Raw genomic sequence first — 20008 nt, forward strand, 5'->3', positions numbered from 1 at the left:
TTTCTAACTCCTATCTATGATCACCTAACCATTGATACCAAATTGACGTAACTTCATCGCGATTTTGTTATGAGAAACCTTTAATCGTTCTGCGAGCTTTCGCGTTGTTGGATAATAAGGATACAAAGCTGTGATTAACTGCTCTTCAAACTTTGCTTGAGCGCTGGCCCAATCCTTTACCTCAGTTTCTACTTTAAATTCAGCCGTTTTAGTGCCTTCCTTTTGCTTAAACTGAGCTAACGCGACACTAATATCTTGCACAGAAATATTACCATGTTCATTTAACGCTACCGCTCTGAACAGCACATTTTGTAATTCTCGTATGTTACCTGGCCAGCGATACGAGGCGAGTAATTGCATGGCACTTTCATCTATCATCGCTTGTTTTAAGTTCATTTGGGTTGCCGCTAATACCAAAAAATGACGAGCTATTAGAGCGATATCCTCTACCCGCTCTCGTAACGGAGGCGAATTTAAATTAAGCACGTTCAAACGATAAAACAAATCTTCTCTAAACTTTTGCTTACTGATCATGGTTAATAAGTCTTGATGAGTAGCACTAACCACTCTAATGTTTGCCTGTAATTCTTTGTTGCCACCCAAGCGGCGAAATTTAAAGTCTTGTAAAAAGCGTAATAGTTTTGCCTGCAAATAAGGTGACATTTCAGCAACTTCATCTAAAAACAATGTTCCACCTTCGGCTAACTCAAGTAAACCTGGCTTACCGCCCTTTTGAGCACCAGTAAAAGCACCGTTTGCGTAGCCAAATAATTCACTTTCAAGCAGATGCTCGGGTAAAGTCGCGCAATTAATGGCTAAAAACGGCGCTTGTTGGCGATTACTCGCGTTATGTAAAGCTCTGGCAATTAACTCTTTCCCTGTGCCTGTTTCACCATTAATTAATACCGGTAATTCTAATTCGGCAAAACGAGCAGTTTGCTCTTTAAGTAATTGAATACTCGCTGATTGACCAATAATGTTATCAATCCCCTGCTCATCTCGGGTTTGCATTATGGATATTTGACGACCTAAGCTGGTCACTGATTTTAACGAAATTACAGCGCCCGAGCTGTTTTCTTGCTCACTAATAGGGCTAATCTCTGCTAAATAACTTTGCCCTGCAATGTCGACATTTTGTGAGCTAACTTGATCCAATAAAGGCAAGACTATGTCGATATCTAGCAGACTATTTACTTTTACGCCTTTAAGTTGCTCACCTAGTATGGGCGATACACCTTTGTGACGTTGATGATTCACCAAGAGTTTTTCGCTCGCTTGATTTAAAGCCATCACACGTGCATTTTCATCAATATCTATAATAGCGTCAGGCAAACGATTAACTAATGCCCTTAAATGCCGCTCACGGCTTTCTGATGGTAATAAATCAACTTTGCAGCAGTGAATAATCCCAGGTACGCTCATTAGCGCTTTTTTTACGGTATTAAAACTTACGGTGCTAGTGGCCAAATGAACAAATATAAATTGTGAGCTAACTTCCATCGCTTGAATATCTAAAGCCAAACGCGTGAACGTTGACAATATTTCTTGGCTAATGCCCATGCGGTCTTCAGATTTGATTTCTATTCGCACTTAAACCTCTAATTTAACAAAATACAAACTCGCCTTGTAATAACTATATTACTTAGTAATTAAAATATTACAACAAGGGAAAGTTTCAGCAAAGCCATGCATAGCAAGGAATGCCTATTTATTTCCTGTAAATATACTGGTGAGTGATACTGAACTGTAATAAAAAAAGTACAAGAATAATAACAACAACCAGACGGTACCCGTAAGCTACTGATAAATAACAATATAAATAGATGGCAGTATAATTGCTATAACAAGACTACTAAGTAATAACTTAACACGACAAACAATAACAATTCTCCGATAAATAAGGTATCTCATGTCATCAAGTAAACACATTGAAACCCAAGCGATTCATTCCGGCCGCATTAATGACGAGCAATTTGGCTCATTAGCGACGCCACTTTATCAAACGTCTACGTTTATTTTTGAAAACGCACAACAAGGTGCTGATAGGTTCGCCGGTGAAGCTGAAGGTTATATTTATAGCCGCTTAGGTAACCCAACAACTCGTCAATTAGAAATGCGAGTAGCTGCAATGGAAGGCATGGAAGATGCCGCTGCAACCGCAACCGGCATGGGTGCTGTATCTGGCGCTTTACTGGCAAATTTATCTTGTGGCGACCATTTAATTTCATCAAAAGCCGTTTATGGTTGTTCTTTCGCGTTAATGAATCATCAACTTACCCGATGGGGCATCGAAGTGAGTTTTGTTGATATGGCAAACCCTGCTGAAGTTGAAGCAGCAATAAAGCCAAATACAAAAGTTATCTTTTTAGAAACACCGGTCAACCCCAACTTAGCGGTATATGACTTAGCCGTTATTGGTAAAATAGCGCAAAAGCATAATATTATTTCTGTTGTCGACAACACCTTTTTAACACCGGTATTACAACAACCAAGAAAATATGGCATCGACATCGTTGTACACAGCGCGACCAAATATTTAAACGGCCATGGTGATGTGGTTGCTGGCATTATTTGTGGTACCAGTGAAATGATCATGAATATAAAAATGACCGTTTTAAAAGATATTGGTGCAACAATGAGCCCGCATGACGCTTGGTTGATCATGAGAGGTTTAAAAACATTACCAATTCGTATGGAACGCCATTGCAGTAACGCTGAAAAAATAGCAGAGTTTTTAGAAAATAATGAAAACGTTAGCCACGTTTATTACCCTGGTCTTAAAAGCCATCCGGGGCATAAATTTATCGGCACACAAATGAAAGCGGCTGGCGGGGTAATCGCTTTTGAAATAAACAGTGACTTGGCAGGTGGTGGCGATTTTATTAACCGTATGCAATTATTTTCAATAGCCGTAAGTTTGGGTGATGCAGAATCACTCATTCAACATCCTGCGTCTATGACACATTCACCTTATACTCAAGAAGAACGGTTAGCGGCCGGCATCAGTGATAGTTTAATTAGAATATCGGTTGGGCTTGAAAATGTTGATGACTTAATTGCTGATTTAAGCCAGTCTCTTGCCATGATAAAACAGTCGACTGTAGTTAAAAGCGTTGCTTAAGCAAAATAGACAACGCTATTTTTAATGCTTAATACCTAACTATCAGCAGCTAATATTGCTGATAGTTTAGGTATTATACGGTTTTTAACCGCTTCTAGCTCTTCATCTGTATAAGGTGTTAGCGCTTGCTGTCCCCAAATGGGCTTAGGCCAACAGGCATCATTTTTAAAACGCACGATATGGTGTAAATGTAATTGTGGCACAACATTACCTAATGCTGCGACATTCATTTTATCACCGTTAAATTCCTGCATCAGCACTTCACTAAGCATGCTAGATTCGTTTAATAACTGTTGCTGTTGTTGCCAATCAAGTTGATAAATATCTTGAATTTCTTCAACTTTTGGCACCAAAATAAACCAAGGAAAAGCACTGTCATTACACAATAACAAACGCGAAAGTGGAAAATCAGTAATAACAAAACAGTCATTGGCTAATTGTGGATGTAATTGGAATTGCTCACTCATATTGCTACCTTAATCCTTAAGCTTATTATAGTTAACTTTTGACGTTGAAGATGACTAACGCTTATTACGGCGGCCTCTACCACGCGCTATTTTTTTAGCTTCTCTGGCAGCGACTTTATCTTCTTCAACTTTATCAAAGTGAATCACTTCCGCCATCACCATTTCAGGTGTTTCAAATGAAATAGCGCCTAGCGTTTTATCACGAATTTCATTAATTAATATTTCAGACGCTTTATGAAAGTCAATGTGTCCTCCGCTTTTAACACAACCACGACGTTTTCCGATTGCTTCAATCAACTCGACTTCTTGCTCTGGCAGTTCTTCAATTTTGTAGCGCTCTTTTAACCGCTCAGGGTAAGCCGCTAATAAATACTCGGCAGCAAAACAGGCAATTTCTTCATGGTCGAATGCCGTATCTTTAACGGCGCTTGTAATCGCTAAACGATAACCACTATTTTCATTTACTATCTTCGGCCAAAGCATACCTGGGGTGTCATATAAATATAAACCATCATCTAAACGAATGCGTTGTTGGCCTTTAGTGACTGCAGGTTCATTACCGACTTTTGCTTTTGCTTTACCGACAAGTGTATTTAGTAAGGTAGATTTACCGACATTAGGAATACCCATGATAACGGCATTAATTTGCTTACCTGCTTCATCTTTACTCGCCGCTAATTTTCGAATTAAAGCCGGAAGCGTCTTAGCAACAGAAGGCGCTTCTGTGGTTAATGCAATCGCTTTAACGTTGTGCTGAGATTCTAAATAATCAAGCCATAGTTGAGTGATTTTAGGATCGGCAAGATCTGATTTATTTAAGATTTTAATTAACGGTTTATCACCACGAATTTCGGTGATCATAGGGTTTTCGCTACTGAAAGGTAAGCGTGCATCACAAACTTCAATCACCACATCAATTTGCGGTAAAATCTCTTTAATCTCTCGTTGGGCTTTATGCATATGCCCCGGGAACCAATTAATCGCCATAATAAATCTTTTAGAAAATAAACCAGATTTTATCACTGATGTTAATGAAAAGCTTTTGAAACTCGACATTGTTTTTTACATCATCGCTTTTTTACATCGACGCACAAGGATGTGCTAATGCCGTGATGCCATGAATGGCTAAAAGCGACCATGAGATCACAACTTTGCCGACAGGGATGTCGGTACTTGAGTTATGTCTGGAACAAATAACTCGTGACGACAGGGATGTCGGTACTTGAGTTCTGTCTGGAACAAATAATACCAATCTGCATAAGCATTAAATCAGATTAATCCAGTCACGATTGCATAACGACATTACTCTTTTTATGTCACTTCTGAAGATATTCCAAGCATTGCTGCATTCATCAACTATATTTTCATAGCCATTAAAACATCTATTGGCCAAGCAGTTTTGTCTTAGCCATTGCCACACTTGCTCAATTGGGTTTAACTCTGGGGAATAAGGGGGTAACTTGATCATGGTTAGATTTTTTAAATCTTCAAATGTGTCTTCCGTATGCCACCCAGCTCCATCCATTACTACAACAGCATATCTACCTTCGGGTGTCGCCTGTGATATTTGTTCTAAATGCTTTTTCATAACGTCTTTATTCATTACAGGTGAGATCAATGCCTCTGTAGCGCCTGTCGAAGGACAAACAGCCCCGAACATGTATGCATATTCGAACTGTTGTTGTCTTACTGCTCTCGGTCTACTACCCGTTTTCGCCCATAACCTTGTTGTTGTATTTTGCTGGCCGAATCGTGCTTCATCTTGAAACCAAACATCAACTTTATCTAAGCTAATATTAAAGGGGATGTTAAGGATCGTTTCCATCTGGAAGCTTTTTAAAAACGTCCTGGACGCTTTGTGATTGCTTAGGATGCTTGGATCGGCTTGTTATCCAGGAGTATCCTAGTTTCTTCAGTATTTTATATACATGATCTCGATGATAATCTATGTCGAATTCTTTTTTGATAAAGGTACAAAAGTCTTGCCCCATAAGTCGACCTCCCTCCGCTGAGCAACTCTGATTTTCAACGTATTGAGCAAGTTGGCTGAGTTGCTTTGGAGAAAGCATGGACGGTCTTCCTTTCGGGCTAACACTATCAAGGCCCGACAAGCCTTTTGAAAAATATGCAGTGACCCAACGATTAACACTTGAACGAGCGACTTTTAATGTCGTTGATATATCGGTTCTGCTCAGACCATCTAAAAAATATGAGACAGCAAGAAAACGCATACGCTTTCGCCCATTTTGTTCCTTTCGTGATAACTTGAGTAAATCTACTGAGGTGAGTTGTTCCAAAACGTGGTATCTGCTTCAAAAATAAATAGCATTAGATCACATCTTTGTGCAGATTGGTATAACTCGTGACGACAGGGATGTCGGTACTTGAGTTATGTCTGGAACAAATAACTCGTGACGACAGGGATATCGGTACTTGAGTTCTGTCTGGAGCAAAAAAAAAGCGCTCAATGAGCGCTTTCTAGTATAGACATAAACTTAGCTATGCGGGTTTTTTCGCTTTAGGCTTAGCTTTAGCCTTTGCCTTAGCTTTTACCACTTTCTTCTTAGCAAGCTCTTCAACCCACTTATCATCAACATATTTAGCATTCCAGCCTGTTGCTTTACCTTCAACTTCTGTCATGACATATTGTGACTTAGTTTTACGGCTATAACGTACAACAGCTAAGTTGCCTTCTGGATCTTGCGTTGGGGCATCAGCAAGGTAATAGAACTTTTCTGAAATTCTATCGCGAAAACGTGCTAATTCAGCCACTTTAGGCGCACGAGTTTCACGTGACCTTGGGAAAGTATTCGCAGCTAAGAAGATACCGGCCGCACCATCACGTAAAACAAAATGTGCTTCAGACTTTTCACATTCTAGTTCAGGCAATTGTACAGGATCTTCTTTTGGTGGCGCAGCTTCGCCACTAGCCAATAACTTACGGGTATTTTTACATTCACTATTAGTACAATCAAAATACTTACCGAAGCGGCCAGATTTAAGCTCCATTTCAGCTTCACAACGATCACACTCTAAAATAGGACCGTCGTAGCCTTTAAGCTTAAATTCACCCTTCTCAACTTCAATACCGTCACAAACCGGGTTATTACCACAAACATGCAATTTCCGTGTTTCGTCAATTAAGTAACTGTCCATGGCCGTGCCACATTTGTTACAACGGTGCATAGCACGTAATGCTTCGGTTTCTTGATCTTCAGCTAAAACGCTAACGGCTTCTTCACCCGGCGTTAAGTTCATGGTTTTAGTACAACGCTCTTTAGGCGGTAAAGCATAACCAGAACAACCTAAGAAAACACCTGTTTGCGCGGTACGAATACCCATTTTCCGGCCACAAGTCGGGCAGTCAATATCGGTTAATACGGGCTCGTTATTGCGCATGCCACCTTCTTCTGTCGGCATATCGGCTTGACCAAGTTGCTGAGTAAAGTTTTTATAAAAACCATTCAGCACGTCTTTCCAATTCGCTTTACCTTCAGCCACTTCATCAAGCTCTTGCTCCATGTTGGCGGTAAAGTCGTAGCTCATTAAGTTTTTAAAGCTTTCAGATAAGCTATCGGTAACAATTTCACCCATTTTTTCCGCGTAAAAACGTTTCGTTTCTAAACGCACGTAACCACGATCTTGAATGGTTGAAATAATTGACGCATAAGTAGAAGGACGTCCAATTGAACGTTTTTCTAACTCTTTTACCAATGATGCTTCACCAAAACGTGCTGGTGGCTTGGTAAAGTGCTGTGTCGGGTTCAGTTGTTCAAGTGATAATACTTCACCTACAGATAAATCTGGTAAGTGTTTATCATCACCTTTTGACAATTGTGGATGTACTCGAGTCCAACCATCAAATTGCATCACGCGGCCTTTGGCTTTTAAATCAAAACCTGAAGCACCAACGGTAATGGTACTGACCGTGTAACGTGCTGCTGTCATTTGACAAGCAACAAACTGACGCCAAATAAGGTCGTACAGTTTTTTCGCATCGGCTTCAATACCTTCCATAAATGCGGATTCAATTTTTACATTTGACGGACGAATCGCTTCATGGGCCTCTTGAGCACCCGATTTACTGCTATATACTTTGGCTTTTTCTGGCAAGTAATTCTCACCAAAATTATCGCTAATATAACCACGACACATTTCAACCGCGTCTTTACTTAAATTGGTCGAGTCGGTACGCATATAAGTAATATGACCCGCTTCATATAAACGCTGAGCTAAGCCCATTGTTCGTTTAACACCAAAACCTAATTTAGTACTCGCCGCTTGTTGCAACGTTGAGGTAATAAAAGGCGCTGACGGCGTACTTTTAGACGGTTTGTCATCGCGTTTATTAACGGTATATGCTGAACTTTTTAATGTGGCTAACGCTTTATTCGTGTCGGCTTCATTCGTTGGTTTAAATGCTTTGCCATTTTCATGGGTAACGTCTAATGGAAAATCTAACCCTGAGGCTGTTTTCGTATCAGCGCTAATTTCCCAAAATTCTTTCGGGTCAAAAGCTTTAATTTCACGTTCTTTTTCAACTACTAACTTTACGGCAACAGACTGAACACGGCCGGCGGATAAACCACGAGCCACTTTTTTCCATAATAACGGGCTAACCATAAAGCCAACCACGCGATCAAGAAAACGTCTTGCTTGTTGCGCGTTTACCCCTGGCATACTTAATTCACCAGGCGTAGAAAAGGCTTGTTGAATCGCATTTTCAGTTATTTCATTAAAAACAACACGTTTGTATTTATCGTCGTCGCCACCAATAATTTCTTTTAAATGCCAAGCAATCGCTTCTCCCTCGCGATCCAAATCGGTTGCGAGATAGATGGTGTCAGCAGTACTGGCCAGCTTAATTAATTCATCAACAACTTTTTCTTTACCTGCCAGTATTTGATAATTTGCCTCCCAATCATTCTCAGGATCAATGCCCATACGATTAACAAGTGCTTGCTTGTCACGCTTGGCTTTATATTTAGCCTTCGCTGCAGGTGCCATTTTACGCACTTCAGCGGGTGACTTAGCTGCTACCTTTTTACCGGTACTACTATGTGGAAGGTCACGAACATGACCGACACTAGATTTAACAATAAAATCTTTACCAAGGTACTTGTTAATTGTTTTCGCTTTGGCTGGCGATTCCACAATTACCAGAGATTTTGCCATATTATTTTATATTCCTACTAAGCTGACTGTGTCAGTTGCGTCAAAGTTGTTTGCACCGAGTGACTTAATATTGCGCGAGCAAAATATTAAGAAAAATTGCAATAATGAATAAAACTGAGACGTAAAATTAAATTTGAGATTGAAATTACTATTAGATATATCTGTAAATTAGCGAGCTGACAAGCAAAAAATTTTTATATATATGCCTTTTTACAACTTTTAGCTATAATGATGCGAATTTTTCGGCGCCATCATAATCGACTTTTTAGCAAAACTTAAGGGCTGAGAGAGAAATAACTTCAGTTTTTCACCTGTAATAACAATTTTTTACAATCACTCCAGGTAGATTGCGTTCATTTTAGTGAATTTCAATGCCTATTAATAGGAAGAGAATATACATGACAGCTTCATGGTCAACCTTTAAAAATAAAATTAATCAATGCTTATGCCCACCAGGTAACGGCGTTTTTACCGTTAACACTGCAAAAGAACGCAAGGAGCGTTTGCACAACGCCTTATTTGGCCAATCACACGATATAGAGTCACTATGGCAACAAAGCGTTGAAAAACTGCCTGAATCGACTAACGCGGTGATTCTCGGCATTGCTTCAGATTGTGGTGGCGGAATTTTACGTGGCGCAAACTGGGGACCTTTATTTGTTCGCTCAACGTTATTAGAGCAATACCCTGACTTAAATGCTTTTGATTTAGGCGACGTGCGCGTTATTCCACATTTGTTACATGATAAATACCTTAACGAAGCCACCATTGCCAATTGTCGAAAAGCACTTTATCAAGATGAGAATAGCCCGTTCCCTGTTAGTCCATTAACAATCACGGAAGATGTATTACATGACTTTTATGCTGAGTTCCCTAAGAAAGGCATATTTGGCATAGGTGGTGATCATTCGGTCAGCTATCCATTAACAAAAGCGTATTTACAAGCGAAGAAAAAGCAAGGCATACGTGCGGCAATTATTCACTTTGACGCACATACTGACTTATTAGTTGAACGCTTGGGTATCGACTTATGCTTTGGCTCATGGTGTACCCATATTTTAGACGACCTAACCGATCGTCGTGACTTAATCCAAATAGGCATTCGCTCAAGTGGCAAACCTAAATCACATTGGGAAAGCACGTTTGGCGTTAAGCAACATTGGGCGCATGAAGTTAAAGAGCAAGGCGTAGAAGCGATAATTGCAAAAATAATCAAACAATTAAAAGACGATAAAGTAGACGAAGTCTACGTCAGTTTTGATATTGACGCGCTTGATGAAACTTATGCCTCGGCTACAGGCACACCTGAGCCAGATGGTTTATCACCTAACGAGTCAATGCAAATATTACGTGCGGTAGCGGCTCAATGCCCAATCACTGGCGCTGACATGATGGAAATAGCACCATTTACCGATAGCACAGGTTTAGGCGAAGTAAGCCGTGATAGAACGCTTGCAGCAGGTGCTGAGATTTCAGCGTTCTTGATTGAAGAAATGAACAAGTAGCAGTGAGTTAAATATATTAATTAATATTTTTAGTAATATTTGCTCAAAAAAAAGCCGTTCAAAGAACGGCTTTTTTCATAAATAGTACGAATTAATTACTGTCCGAACAATTGTTTGAATTACCAAATGGACTTGTACCGGAAGGTGGCGGCGCATCTTCATTCAGCACATCTACCAGAAATGCAGGCAAAACAAAAACCACTTGTTGTGAGCTTTCAGTACCGCCAACTTTTGCGCTAACAATTAAATTAATATTTACCCAGGCACCAAAATTTTGTGGGTATTTAATATCAATTAAAGCACTACCTTGGTCATCTGTTGTAACTTCTCCAAGTACAGCTGCAACATTGCCAGGGGTTAAGCGCCCATCACCGTTAATATCTTCCCCTACATCTAAAACGCCATCAATATTTAAATCTTCATTGTCGCACGTTGTGCTGACTTCAGCTCCCCACTGATCAAATTCATCTTGTTCATCCAACAATTTTATCCAGCGCCCTTTCCTGTAACTTTTAGGTACTGCAGATACTGTTAAAACAGTATTCTTTGCTGGAGAAGCTGAATCTACATCTGTGACAAATACAACATATTGCTTATTGAATGTTGCACTATCCACTTCAATTAATTCATTTCCTGTTCCTAAAGTAATAAATAAATTTCGATCTGCAACTGTCAAAGTTACAGAATCTGTTTGTGAAGGTGTATCTTGAACTGTCGCAATAATTGACACGCCATCCTGCGCAGACACTGAATTTGACGTGTAAACTGTGCTAGCACTACCATTACTATCTGTAACTGCAGTTGCCGGCAATATATTCCCACCGCTAGTATCTGTTAAGGTAAATTCAATTGTTTTTCCTTTAACTAGATTACCGTTAAGATCTTTTGCAACAACAGAAATGGTTGAGGTATCCCCATTTGGTGCAATCGAGCTAGGCGAGGCTTGAGTTGATAGACTATTAACGCTTTCGGCAACAAATTCAAACTCAAGCTGATTACTTAAAGTAATACCATCTTGTGTTCCTGTAACTGTCACTAGAGCTTTCCCAGCGTTAGTTGAACTAATTATTGCCTCAACCTTTCCATCTACAGTGGATGCAGAATTTGAACTTAACGTGCCTCGTGTGGAGGTAAAATTAACAATAGTACCGTCTGCAATTGCTGTATTTGATTGCATCCAAGTAAGCTCAATTGTGGCATTATTGGATAGTAACACATCAGGTAAAGCGTTAGTTCCCGGTGTAACAGTCCCTTGACCATTGTTAAAGCTACTAAATAGAAATGAATCAGCTTGAACCGTCACATCATGATTAGTTGTCACTCCAACAGCATTAGCCACTATCGAATTCTTACCGCCAGTTGTTCCTGTTACAACAAAGTTTGCTTGACCAGTTATATCGGTAGTAACAGAATCGACGATTGTAATTGCTGCCACATCACCTGTTGTTGGAGGCATCAAAGATAAATCAACTTTGGCATTAGGTATCCCAACACCTTCTGAATTTAAAACTTGGATAAAAAAGCTATTATTGTCATTAATAGCTAACGACGACGACCCTGTTAAATTAATACTAGTTCCAGTAACTTGAACATTAAGGGTATCGGTTACTTGCCCACTTTTAGAAGTTATTGTAATAACACGGTTAGTAGGCTCATTATTCGTTTTTAATATTGCATTGGCTTGCCCATCAGCACCAGTAACAGAATTAATAATTTCAAGCTGCCCTGAAGTTGAACTGAAGGTAATAGTTACTCCTGCAACAAGATTATTATTTATATCTTTTGCGATGGTAGTTAACTGGACGTCTTCATTACCACTAGATGCTATTTGCTGACTACTGGCAAATAAACTAATGTCATTAGCAACAGGAACACCCGCAGCACCACCGTCACCTGCACTCTTGAACGTTATGGAATTAGAGTCAACACCATCGACAGTCGCCGTGATTGAACCATCACCGCTACTAACACCAACGAGCAAGCCTATTTCAGCTTTACCATCTGCATCAGTACTACTTGTATTTATGTCGGTACTAAAACTGACCAAATCTATATTGCTAACAGTGAAAGTAACTAACTTATCTGATAGCGGTGTACTACCTTGCATGACGGTTACTGTTAGCGTTTGAGGTGTCGCTTGTGTAAGGTTTTTATCCGAAATTTCTAAAGAAACCGTTATAGCGTCTGATGAACTACCATCGCCGCTGCCATCTGTGGATTCGGTGAACCCACCACTACTACCGCCACAACCGACTAAGGTTGCAAACAGTAAAATTAAACTAAAGCGTTGAAGTAGCGCCATAAAAAGCATCTCCCTGGTAATTTTTTATCAACTTATTCCATCTTAACCGAATTTTTCTAAAAAGGTCAGTGATTAACAAAAAAAACATATTTAATTGAAAATAGCTGGCTTCTAAGGTTAGTAATCTGTTCGTTTTCCTAAGGATAACAGGGTAATTCATTAATTATGTAGACAATTTATCGGCAAGAAAATAGCTTTAGATCACAAGTTATATCTATGGTTAGGAGGGAAATATTCATTGAATATGAGAGTACCGCTAAATTTATGTTAGTAGATTAGCGTGGTTTTAATGCGCTGATTAATATCAATCAGCCATTAACCTCTTTGTTAGTGCTCAAATTTAGTCACAAACAAAGCAGTGACTAAATTAATCTCATAAAATCAAAGCCCACTAAAGCTTTAACATTTGATTTCTGTTCGTCGCAATAACATAATAAGGCATCGTACATTAAAACTAGAAAAATATGGCTGAAAAAAAGCAAGCAAGTTTAACGACTAGAATTGTTACCGGCATGGTGGCAGGTATTCTCGTTGGCACAATTTTACAATGGCTAATGCCAGATGGCTCAGATCTTGTCATTCCTTTATATCTATTTGATTTTTCACTGCGCGGCTTTTTTGTTGATGGTGTTTTTGAAGTTATCGGGCAAATATTTATTTCTAGTCTGCAAATGCTAGTGGTGCCTTTAGTCTTCGTATCCTTAATTTGTGGCACCTGTTCGCTAAAAGATACCACTAAACTCGGTAGAATTGGTGGCAAGGCTATTGGCCTATATCTTTTAACAACCGCTATTGCCATTAGTTTTGCGATGAGTTTAGCTTTACTTGTTAGCCCAGGTGAAGGAGTTGACATGGTAGCAGGCACAACCTTTACCAGCCGAGAAGCTCCGTCGCTAGCGCAAGTATTGATTCAAATGTTCCCAAGTAATCCATTTGCTGCTTTTGCTCAAGGCAATATGCTGCAAGTCATTATTTTTGCCTTATTATTTGGTATCGCTATCGCGTTGTCAGGTAAAGCCGGTGATCGCGTTGCCGCTTTATTCGAAGATATGAGCGTTGTTGTTATGCGCCTGGTGACTATATTAATGAACATTGCACCTTATGGCGTATTTTGTTTATTGGCGGGTTTGTTTACCGATGTATCGTTAAGCACCTTCGGCAATTTAATCGAATACTTCATGGTGGTCGTTGCTGCATTGTTATTACATGCCTTTATCACTTATCCTGTTTTGCTAAAACTACTTACTGGCTTAAACCCATTAATCTTTTTAAAGAAAATGCGCGATACCGCCATTTTTGCTTTTTCGACTTCAAGTAGTAATGCCACATTACCTATTACGTTAGAAACAACGACTAAAAAAATGGGTGTTAAGAACTCTATAGCGTCATTTACCGTGCCATTAGGTGCCACCATTAACATGGACGGCACTGCGATAATGCAAGGTGTTGCCACGGTATTTATCGCGCAAGTTTTTAGCCAAGATTTAACGCTTTCTGATTACTTAATGGTAATACTAACAGCCACTTTAGCGTCAATTGGTACAGCAGGCGTGCCAGGCGTTGGCTTAATTATGTTAGCTATGGTGCTAGAGCAAGTAGGTTTACCTGTTGAAGGTATTGCATTGATTATTGGTGTAGACCGCTTATTAGATATGACGCGAACCGCGGTTAATGTTACCGGTGATAGTATGGTGACCGTTATTGTTGGTAAGTCTGAAAAGCAATTCGACGAAGCCGTATTTAACGATCCAGATGCCGGTAAAAATATTGAAGATATCGACTTTCATCATTTAGATAAAAGCTAAAATGGTTGATGAATGTTGCTTTATTTAAGTAAAGCAACACCAACAAAAAAGGCGCTAATTAGCGCCTTTTTTATTTTTGAAACTGGAATCATCTACTGACAGTGATGTTATAAAAGTTGAAAATTAACTCCTAGTCTACAACTCCCGGTATCTCAGTTTGACTTTTTAACCCGTGATAAGTGGTTCAAAACCTTTGACTAAATCATCAATTGCTTTCATTTGCGCTAAATACGGTTCAAGTTTATCCAGCGGTAATGCACAAGGGCCATCACACTTCGCGGTTAATGGATCAGGGTGTGACTCGATAAATAAGCCGGCGATACCAATCGCCATACCGCTGCGTGCTAGCTGTGCAGCTTGAGCACGTCGACCGTCTGCCGAGTCTGCTCTTCCGCCAGGTTGCTGCAAAGCATGAGTAGCGTCAAAAATAACAGGGGCATAGTTTTTCATCTCATCCATGGCTAACATATCAACAATTAAATTATTGTAGCCAAAACAACTACCGCGTTCACAAAGAATAATATCTTCGTTACCTGACTCAGCAAATTTGTTGATGATATGGCGCATTTCATGAGCAGCAAGAAACTGTGGTTTTTTCACGTTAATAATCGCACCAGTCTTTGCCATAGCTACGACTAAATCAGTTTGACGAGCTAAGAATGCTGGTAGCTGAATGATATCAGCAACTTCGGCAACCGGTGCAGCCTGATAGATTTCATGTACATCGGTAATAATTGGTACATTAAACGTCGATTTAATTTCTTCAAAAATCTTTAAACCTTCGTCCAAGCCTGGGCCACGATAAGAGCTGACTGACGAACGGTTAGCTTTATCAAACGAAGCTTTAAATACATATGGAATATTGAGTTTTTGAGTTACTTCAACATAATGCTCGGCAATAGTCATCGCTAAATCGCGCGACTCAAGCACATTCATGCCACCAAATAATACAAAAGGTTTATCGTTTGCGATATCAATATCGCCCAGTGAAATTAATTGCTTAGTCATAATATTTCCAAATTTATCTATAGATTAGCGGCTGCTTTAGCTGCCAACAATTCTTAACAATTGGCCACACAACCATGCCATATAAGTACCTAAAGCATAGCCAAAAACGGCTAACAAAACCCCTACAGGTGCAAGTGACGGGTGGAATGCCGATGCAATGACCGGAGCAGATGCAGCACCACCAATATTAGCTTTACTGCCGACCGCTAAATAAAATACCGGTGCTTTTATAAATTTACGCACAGCAAACAATAATATGACGTGTACTGCCATCCAAATTAAACCAATGACCATATATTTAGGTGCTTCAACAATTTGTGTAATATCCATATGCAAGCCGATAGTTGCGACTAAAACATAAAGAAAACTACTACCAACTTTTGAAGCTCCCACCGATTCTAGCTTTCTCACTTTCGTAAATGAAAGAGCAAGTCCGATGCTGGTTACTAAAACAATAATCCAGAATAATTTGCTGTGTAAACTAAACTTCTTTAGTTCAGGATAATTGTTTTGAAAAAATGGTACCAAATAATCAGCGGCTAAATGTGCTAAACCGGCGGCACCAAAGCCAACGGCTAAAATAAGCATATAATCTTTCAGCTCAGGCTGTTTTGAATTCTCGCGAGTCTCGGCCTCAACTTTTTCAATCAAACGGTCAATACTTGATGTATCTGCACCATTTTTTGCATCAATACGCTTATGGTTTGCTGCCATATAAAGTAAAAATGCCATCCAAATATTGGCGACAACAATATCAACCGTTACCATAATGGTAAATATTTTACCGTCAGCACCGTATATTTCTTTCATGGCGAGCATATTTGCGCCACCACCGATCCAACTACCCGCTAAAGCTGCCATACCGCGCCAAACAGCATCAGGACCAGAAACACCAATTAACTCAGGCCATACTGCTGAAACAATTAATAAGGCGATTGGTCCACCGATAATCACACCAACCGTACCAGTTAAAAACATAATAATGGCTTTACTGCCTAAGCCAGCAATCGCTTTAATATCTATGCTAAGCGTTAACAACACTAAACAAGCAGGTAAGAGAAAATATTTTGCTACTTCATCAACTTGGCTAACATCAGCACTCACAATACCAAAAGTATTTAATAGTGATGGGAGTAAATAACACATTAACAGTGCTGGAACATATTTATAGAATTTACGACAAGCCGCGCTTTGGCTGTTAGATGTATAAAAAACAAAACCTAAAATTAGCGCTAAAATGCCGAGCACGGTGGCATCGTTCGTGATCAATGGCGCATTAGCCAAAACTGTATCTTGCATTATTTTTCCTTTTAATTTTTACAATTTACGCTGTTGTTAATTTTTATATTTTTTAAACAGGTAAAATTTTATTAGTGTAATATCGTATCTGAAATTGAAATTTTATCTAGTTCCAGCTTCAATAGCTGTGCAGCTGGATCTTTTGGGCATTGCTCAACAAAGTATTGATAGTCATCATAAGCCACTTTGAAACAGTCTAATTGGTGTAATAAAAAACCACGGTCACGACGTTCAAATGGGTCATTTGGGTTAAGCGCTAAGAGCATATCAACACACTTTAACGCATCATCGTAAGCCTGTTCACGTATAAAAGCAGCTTTAAGACTGGTGATATGTTCCAACACTAAGCTTTCTTGCTTCATTATATCGAGTGTTACTTCAAATGGGTCGCCTGAAATCTCATTCATACGCACATCTAGCTCATGCCAATTTAGCGACTCACCCGTTACAGGATCAAATATAATGGCATAATTGTCATCGCATATAATTCTCAACATGGCTTTTTCAGGGACAAAAACAATGTCAGTTTTACAATCACAGGCATTCGCTACATAAGCAATAAGCACCGCTTTCAAGATCGGTGAGATCAGTTTATGTGCTAACGCAGTTGATGTCTGATGTGAAATTACAGGCCAATTTTGTTGCTGATTATCAATAAAAAGTTGATCAACAAACAAGGCATTTATCAATACCTCTGCACGCTCAATTGGGTCTTCTATTTCATCAGTTTCAGCTTGGCAATAAGCCACCAGTTCATCCAATTCACTTTGAACAGCCGTTTTTTTGCCAAAAATAAACTCTTCGACTAATAAAAAAGTTTGTAGTAATTCATTTTTTTCAGATTTAATCTCTGATAACAACAATTCGTTCATGCATACTCTATTAATTTTTAATACTTAATTTTAACGGCTTATAAGCCAGCTAAAAATACGGTTTCCTTGCTTATGGCGATACGCACAATCAGCATTATCCAACCTATAGCACCCAAAAAGCCAATAATTTGCATGGTACGATTTCGCGCTAATTTAAGGGTGTAGTAACCGGTAAAAATATAAGCAAATACGGCTAATATTTTTTCGGCTAACCATAATTGTTCACCTGGATTTATCGACAGTTTAATCGCTAAAGCAATACCAAGACCCAGCAGTAAGGTATCGATAATATGTGGGGCAATTTTCAGCCATTTCAATGACAATTTATTTGAATTAGCTAATGTTAAAGCAAAACGAAAGGTAAACAGTAAGATACTGATCACGGCAACGGTCATATGTAAATGTTTAAGCATGATGAACTCCTTTAAGTTTATTGTTTTTGTTATTTAATCAAATTGTTATTTATACTGAGTAACAAGCCCAAGTAATTCGGTCGTTGTTACTATAATCTTTTATTGTTTCAATTTCGCTGTAAGCTAAATTCGTTAAAATTTCTTGTACAGCAATACGTTGTTCAAAGCCGTGTTCAATATATAAAAATCCACCAGGCTTTAAGAAGTTTAATGCTTGGCTAGCAATAATTTTAATGTCAGCTAAGCCGTTATCCGCTGCAACTAGTGCGGTTTTCGGCTCATACATAACATCACCTTCATTAAGATGATAGTCATGCTCATCGATATACGGTGGATTACTGACAATAATATCAAAGCGCTTCTCACGAGAAACCTCATTAAACCAATCACTTTGATAAATATTCACCTTTGATAGATGTAAATTATTGGCGTTGCTAATGGCAAGCGCTACGGCATCATGACTAAAATCAACCGCCTCTATTGTCCACTGAGGTCGCTCCGACGCTAAAGCTAACGCGATGGCACCGGTACCTGTGCCTAAATCTAAACAGTTTAAGCTTGCGAAATCGTGATGAGACAATACAAGTTCAACCAGCACTTCGGTATCTGGACGAGGTATTAAGGTGGCGGGAGACACTTGTAATGGTAATGACCAAAACTCGCGCAGTTTAACAATATAGGCGATGGGTTCGCCCTGAAATCTGCGCGACAATAACTCAGCAAATTGCGTAGTTTGCTCTAGTGACAACTTATGCTCAGGCCACGTTAATAAAAAACTCGGTGATTTATCAATTACAAAGCAAATTAATAGCTCAGTATCTAATTTAGCACTGTCAGAATGAGGCAACAAAAGTTGCTCGCCAAAAGTAATTAATTTAGCCATGGTCATCGATGATAAATGCTCAACCGATAACCCTTGCCCATGTTCTGATTCAATCACTAATGCTGCTCTGAAAGCTCTGCCAATAAGTCAGCCTGGCTTTCTTGCATAATTGGCTCAAGTATCAAGTGTAAATTACCTTCCATGATCTCGTTTAAACGATAAAGTGTTAGGTTGATACGATGATCACTCATACGCCCTTGCGGGAAGTTATACGTACGAATTCGTTCAGAGCGATCGCCACTCGCCACTAAGTTACGACGAGAAGACTCTTCGGCACTACGGCGTTTTTCATCTTCCGCTTGCTGTAAGCGCGCTTGTAAAACTGACATAGCTTGCGCACGGTTTTTATGCTGCGAGCGTTGGTCTTGACATTCAACTACCACACCACTTGGAATATGGGTAATACGAATAGCTGAATCGGTTTTATTAACGTGTTGTCCACCTGCTCCTGACGCACGGAAGGTATCTACTTTCAAATCAGCTTTATTGATTTCAATCGCTTGTGACTCTGGAATTTCAGGCATCACAACAACAGTACAAGCAGACGTATGCACACGACCTTGTGATTCTGTTTCTGGTACACGTTGTACTCGGTGACCACCAGATTCATACTTCATTTGACCGTAAACGCCAACACCATTAACCTTAACTACAATTTCTTTAAAGCCGCCTTGCTCGCTTATGTTGGAGTTCATTAGTTCGATTTTCCAACCTTGCTTTTCAGCATAGCGACTGTACATACGGAATAAGTCACCAGCGAAAATAGCGGCTTCATCGCCACCTGCGCCTGCGCGAATTTCAACAAAGCAATTATTATCGTCTTTAGGGTCACGAGGTAATAACAACACTTGCAGCTCGCCAGTCATTTCTTCTACCGCTTTCTTAGCCGATTTAAACTCTTCTTGCGCCATTTCACGCATATCAGGGTCTTCATCTTTGAGCATTTCTTCTGCCGTAGCAAAATCATTTTCCGCTTCTTGATAAGCATGAAAAGCAGATGTGACCACTTCTAATTGTGAGAATTCTTTTGATAAAGCTTGGAATTTTTCTTGATTGGAAATAGTTTCAGGATCAGACAATAACGCTTGAACTTCTTCAAAGCGTTCGACAAGTATCTCAAGTTTTTGGTAAACAGATTTATTCATTAAATGATCTTAT

15 protein-coding genes are annotated in these 20008 nt (G+C 39.4%); 3 read left to right on the forward strand and 12 right to left on the reverse strand.

Annotated elements, in window-relative coordinates:
* Nucleotides 1-24: 24 nt before the first annotated feature.
* Nucleotides 25-1590, reverse strand: coding sequence for a sigma 54-interacting transcriptional regulator (locus A3Q33_RS02410; RefSeq protein WP_081178526.1), 1566 nt, complete (start codon nucleotides 1588-1590; stop codon nucleotides 25-27).
* A 319-nt stretch (nucleotides 1591-1909) separates the two neighbouring features.
* Between A3Q33_RS02410 and megL the strand changes: the two genes are divergently transcribed.
* Nucleotides 1910-3121 (forward strand): methionine gamma-lyase, encoded by a 1212-nt coding sequence (megL, locus tag A3Q33_RS02415; RefSeq protein ID WP_081178527.1) that lies wholly within the window; start codon nucleotides 1910-1912, stop codon nucleotides 3119-3121.
* Nucleotides 3122-3156: 35 nt separating this feature from the next.
* On the opposite strand, the gene A3Q33_RS02420 is transcribed toward megL, so the two are convergent.
* The 4 genes from A3Q33_RS02420 to topA form a co-directional block, all read right to left on the reverse strand.
* Nucleotides 3157-3588 carry an HIT domain-containing protein gene (locus tag A3Q33_RS02420; RefSeq protein ID WP_081178528.1) on the reverse strand — a complete coding sequence of 144 codons (432 nt, stop codon included), beginning with the start codon at nucleotides 3586-3588 and terminating at the stop codon, nucleotides 3157-3159.
* A 54-nt stretch (nucleotides 3589-3642) separates the two neighbouring features.
* Nucleotides 3643-4575 (reverse strand): ribosome biogenesis GTPase YlqF, encoded by a 933-nt coding sequence (gene ylqF / locus A3Q33_RS02425; protein WP_081178529.1) that lies wholly within the window; start codon nucleotides 4573-4575, stop codon nucleotides 3643-3645.
* A gap of 277 nt (nucleotides 4576-4852) precedes the next feature.
* Nucleotides 4853-5819, reverse strand: a protein-coding gene (locus A3Q33_RS02430; RefSeq protein ID WP_502687237.1) for an IS630 family transposase whose coding sequence is annotated in 2 segments (ribosomal slippage) — nucleotides 4853-5420 and nucleotides 5419-5819 — 969 coding nt in all. Because the reading frame shifts where the segments join, the coding sequence is not laid out codon by codon here.
* A 268-nt stretch (nucleotides 5820-6087) separates the two neighbouring features.
* Nucleotides 6088-8763 (reverse strand): type I DNA topoisomerase, encoded by a 2676-nt coding sequence (gene topA, locus A3Q33_RS02435; protein WP_081178530.1) that lies wholly within the window; start codon nucleotides 8761-8763, stop codon nucleotides 6088-6090.
* Between the two features lie 398 nt (nucleotides 8764-9161).
* Here topA and A3Q33_RS02440 point away from each other — a divergent pair, with 398 nt between their 5' ends.
* On the forward strand, nucleotides 9162-10268 hold the full coding sequence (locus A3Q33_RS02440) for an arginase family protein (RefSeq protein WP_081178531.1): 1107 nt from the start codon (nucleotides 9162-9164) through the stop codon (nucleotides 10266-10268).
* A gap of 91 nt (nucleotides 10269-10359) precedes the next feature.
* Here the strand turns inward: A3Q33_RS02440 and A3Q33_RS02445 are convergent, their stop codons facing one another.
* Complete coding sequence (locus A3Q33_RS02445; RefSeq protein ID WP_081178534.1) at nucleotides 10360-12570, reverse strand: beta strand repeat-containing protein; 2211 nt, start codon at nucleotides 12568-12570, stop codon at nucleotides 10360-10362.
* A 464-nt stretch (nucleotides 12571-13034) separates the two neighbouring features.
* Between A3Q33_RS02445 and A3Q33_RS02450 the strand changes: the two genes are divergently transcribed.
* Entirely contained in the window at nucleotides 13035-14375 is a 1341-nt protein-coding gene (locus tag A3Q33_RS02450) for a dicarboxylate/amino acid:cation symporter (protein WP_081178536.1), read from the forward strand.
* 165 nt (nucleotides 14376-14540) lie between these two features.
* Here A3Q33_RS02450 and kdsA read toward each other — a convergent pair whose 3' ends face one another.
* The 6 genes from kdsA to prfA all read right to left on the reverse strand — a co-directional run bounded on the left by kdsA (nucleotide 14541) and on the right by prfA (nucleotide 19995).
* Nucleotides 14541-15383: a 3-deoxy-8-phosphooctulonate synthase gene (gene kdsA / locus A3Q33_RS02455; protein ID WP_081178538.1), complete on the reverse strand. Its 843-nt coding sequence runs from the start codon at nucleotides 15381-15383 to the stop codon at nucleotides 14541-14543.
* Nucleotides 15384-15419: 36 nt separating this feature from the next.
* Nucleotides 15420-16682: a DUF819 family protein gene (locus tag A3Q33_RS02460; RefSeq protein ID WP_081178540.1), complete on the reverse strand. Its 1263-nt coding sequence runs from the start codon at nucleotides 16680-16682 to the stop codon at nucleotides 15420-15422.
* A gap of 71 nt (nucleotides 16683-16753) precedes the next feature.
* A complete protein-coding gene (locus A3Q33_RS02465) occupies nucleotides 16754-17554 on the reverse strand; it encodes a SirB1 family protein (protein WP_081178542.1) in 801 nt (266 codons plus the stop codon).
* Nucleotides 17555-17592: 38 nt separating this feature from the next.
* Nucleotides 17593-17967 carry a SirB2 family protein gene (locus A3Q33_RS02470; protein ID WP_081178544.1) on the reverse strand — a complete coding sequence of 125 codons (375 nt, stop codon included), beginning with the start codon at nucleotides 17965-17967 and terminating at the stop codon, nucleotides 17593-17595.
* Between the two features lie 49 nt (nucleotides 17968-18016).
* Nucleotides 18017-18856 (reverse strand): peptide chain release factor N(5)-glutamine methyltransferase, encoded by an 840-nt coding sequence (gene prmC, locus A3Q33_RS02475; protein WP_286160904.1) that lies wholly within the window; start codon nucleotides 18854-18856, stop codon nucleotides 18017-18019.
* Nucleotides 18857-18906: 50 nt separating this feature from the next.
* On the reverse strand, nucleotides 18907-19995 hold the full coding sequence (gene prfA / locus A3Q33_RS02480; protein ID WP_081178546.1) for a peptide chain release factor 1: 1089 nt from the start codon (nucleotides 19993-19995) through the stop codon (nucleotides 18907-18909).
* Nucleotides 19996-20008: the final 13 nt, after the last annotated feature.

The sequence above is a fragment of the Colwellia sp. PAMC 21821 genome, assembly GCF_002077175.1.
In the GTDB taxonomy this organism is placed as follows: domain Bacteria; phylum Pseudomonadota; class Gammaproteobacteria; order Enterobacterales; family Alteromonadaceae; genus Cognaticolwellia.

Bases quoted from the DNA above. Each gene is read 5' to 3' on its own strand.
- A3Q33_RS02450 (WP_081178536.1), top strand. From the start codon at position 13,035: ATGGCTGAAAAAAAGCAAGCAAGTTTAACGACTAGAATTGTTACCGGC.
- A3Q33_RS02445 (WP_081178534.1), bottom strand. From the start codon at position 12,570: ATGGCGCTACTTCAACGCTTTAGTTTAATTTTACTGTTTGCAACCTTA.
- prmC (WP_286160904.1), bottom strand. From the start codon at position 18,856: ATGACCATGGCTAAATTAATTACTTTTGGCGAGCAACTTTTGTTGCCT.
- ylqF (WP_081178529.1), bottom strand. From the start codon at position 4,575: ATGGCGATTAATTGGTTCCCGGGGCATATGCATAAAGCCCAACGAGAG.
- A3Q33_RS02470 (WP_081178544.1), bottom strand. From the start codon at position 17,967: ATGCTTAAACATTTACATATGACCGTTGCCGTGATCAGTATCTTACTG.
- prfA (WP_081178546.1), bottom strand. From the start codon at position 19,995: ATGAATAAATCTGTTTACCAAAAACTTGAGATACTTGTCGAACGCTTT.
- kdsA (WP_081178538.1), bottom strand. From the start codon at position 15,383: ATGACTAAGCAATTAATTTCACTGGGCGATATTGATATCGCAAACGAT.
- topA (WP_081178530.1), bottom strand. From the start codon at position 8,763: ATGGCAAAATCTCTGGTAATTGTGGAATCGCCAGCCAAAGCGAAAACA.
- megL (WP_081178527.1), top strand. From the start codon at position 1,910: ATGTCATCAAGTAAACACATTGAAACCCAAGCGATTCATTCCGGCCGC.
- A3Q33_RS02460 (WP_081178540.1), bottom strand. From the start codon at position 16,682: ATGCAAGATACAGTTTTGGCTAATGCGCCATTGATCACGAACGATGCC.
- A3Q33_RS02440 (WP_081178531.1), top strand. From the start codon at position 9,162: ATGACAGCTTCATGGTCAACCTTTAAAAATAAAATTAATCAATGCTTA.
- A3Q33_RS02420 (WP_081178528.1), bottom strand. From the start codon at position 3,588: ATGAGTGAGCAATTCCAATTACATCCACAATTAGCCAATGACTGTTTT.
- A3Q33_RS02465 (WP_081178542.1), bottom strand. From the start codon at position 17,554: ATGAACGAATTGTTGTTATCAGAGATTAAATCTGAAAAAAATGAATTA.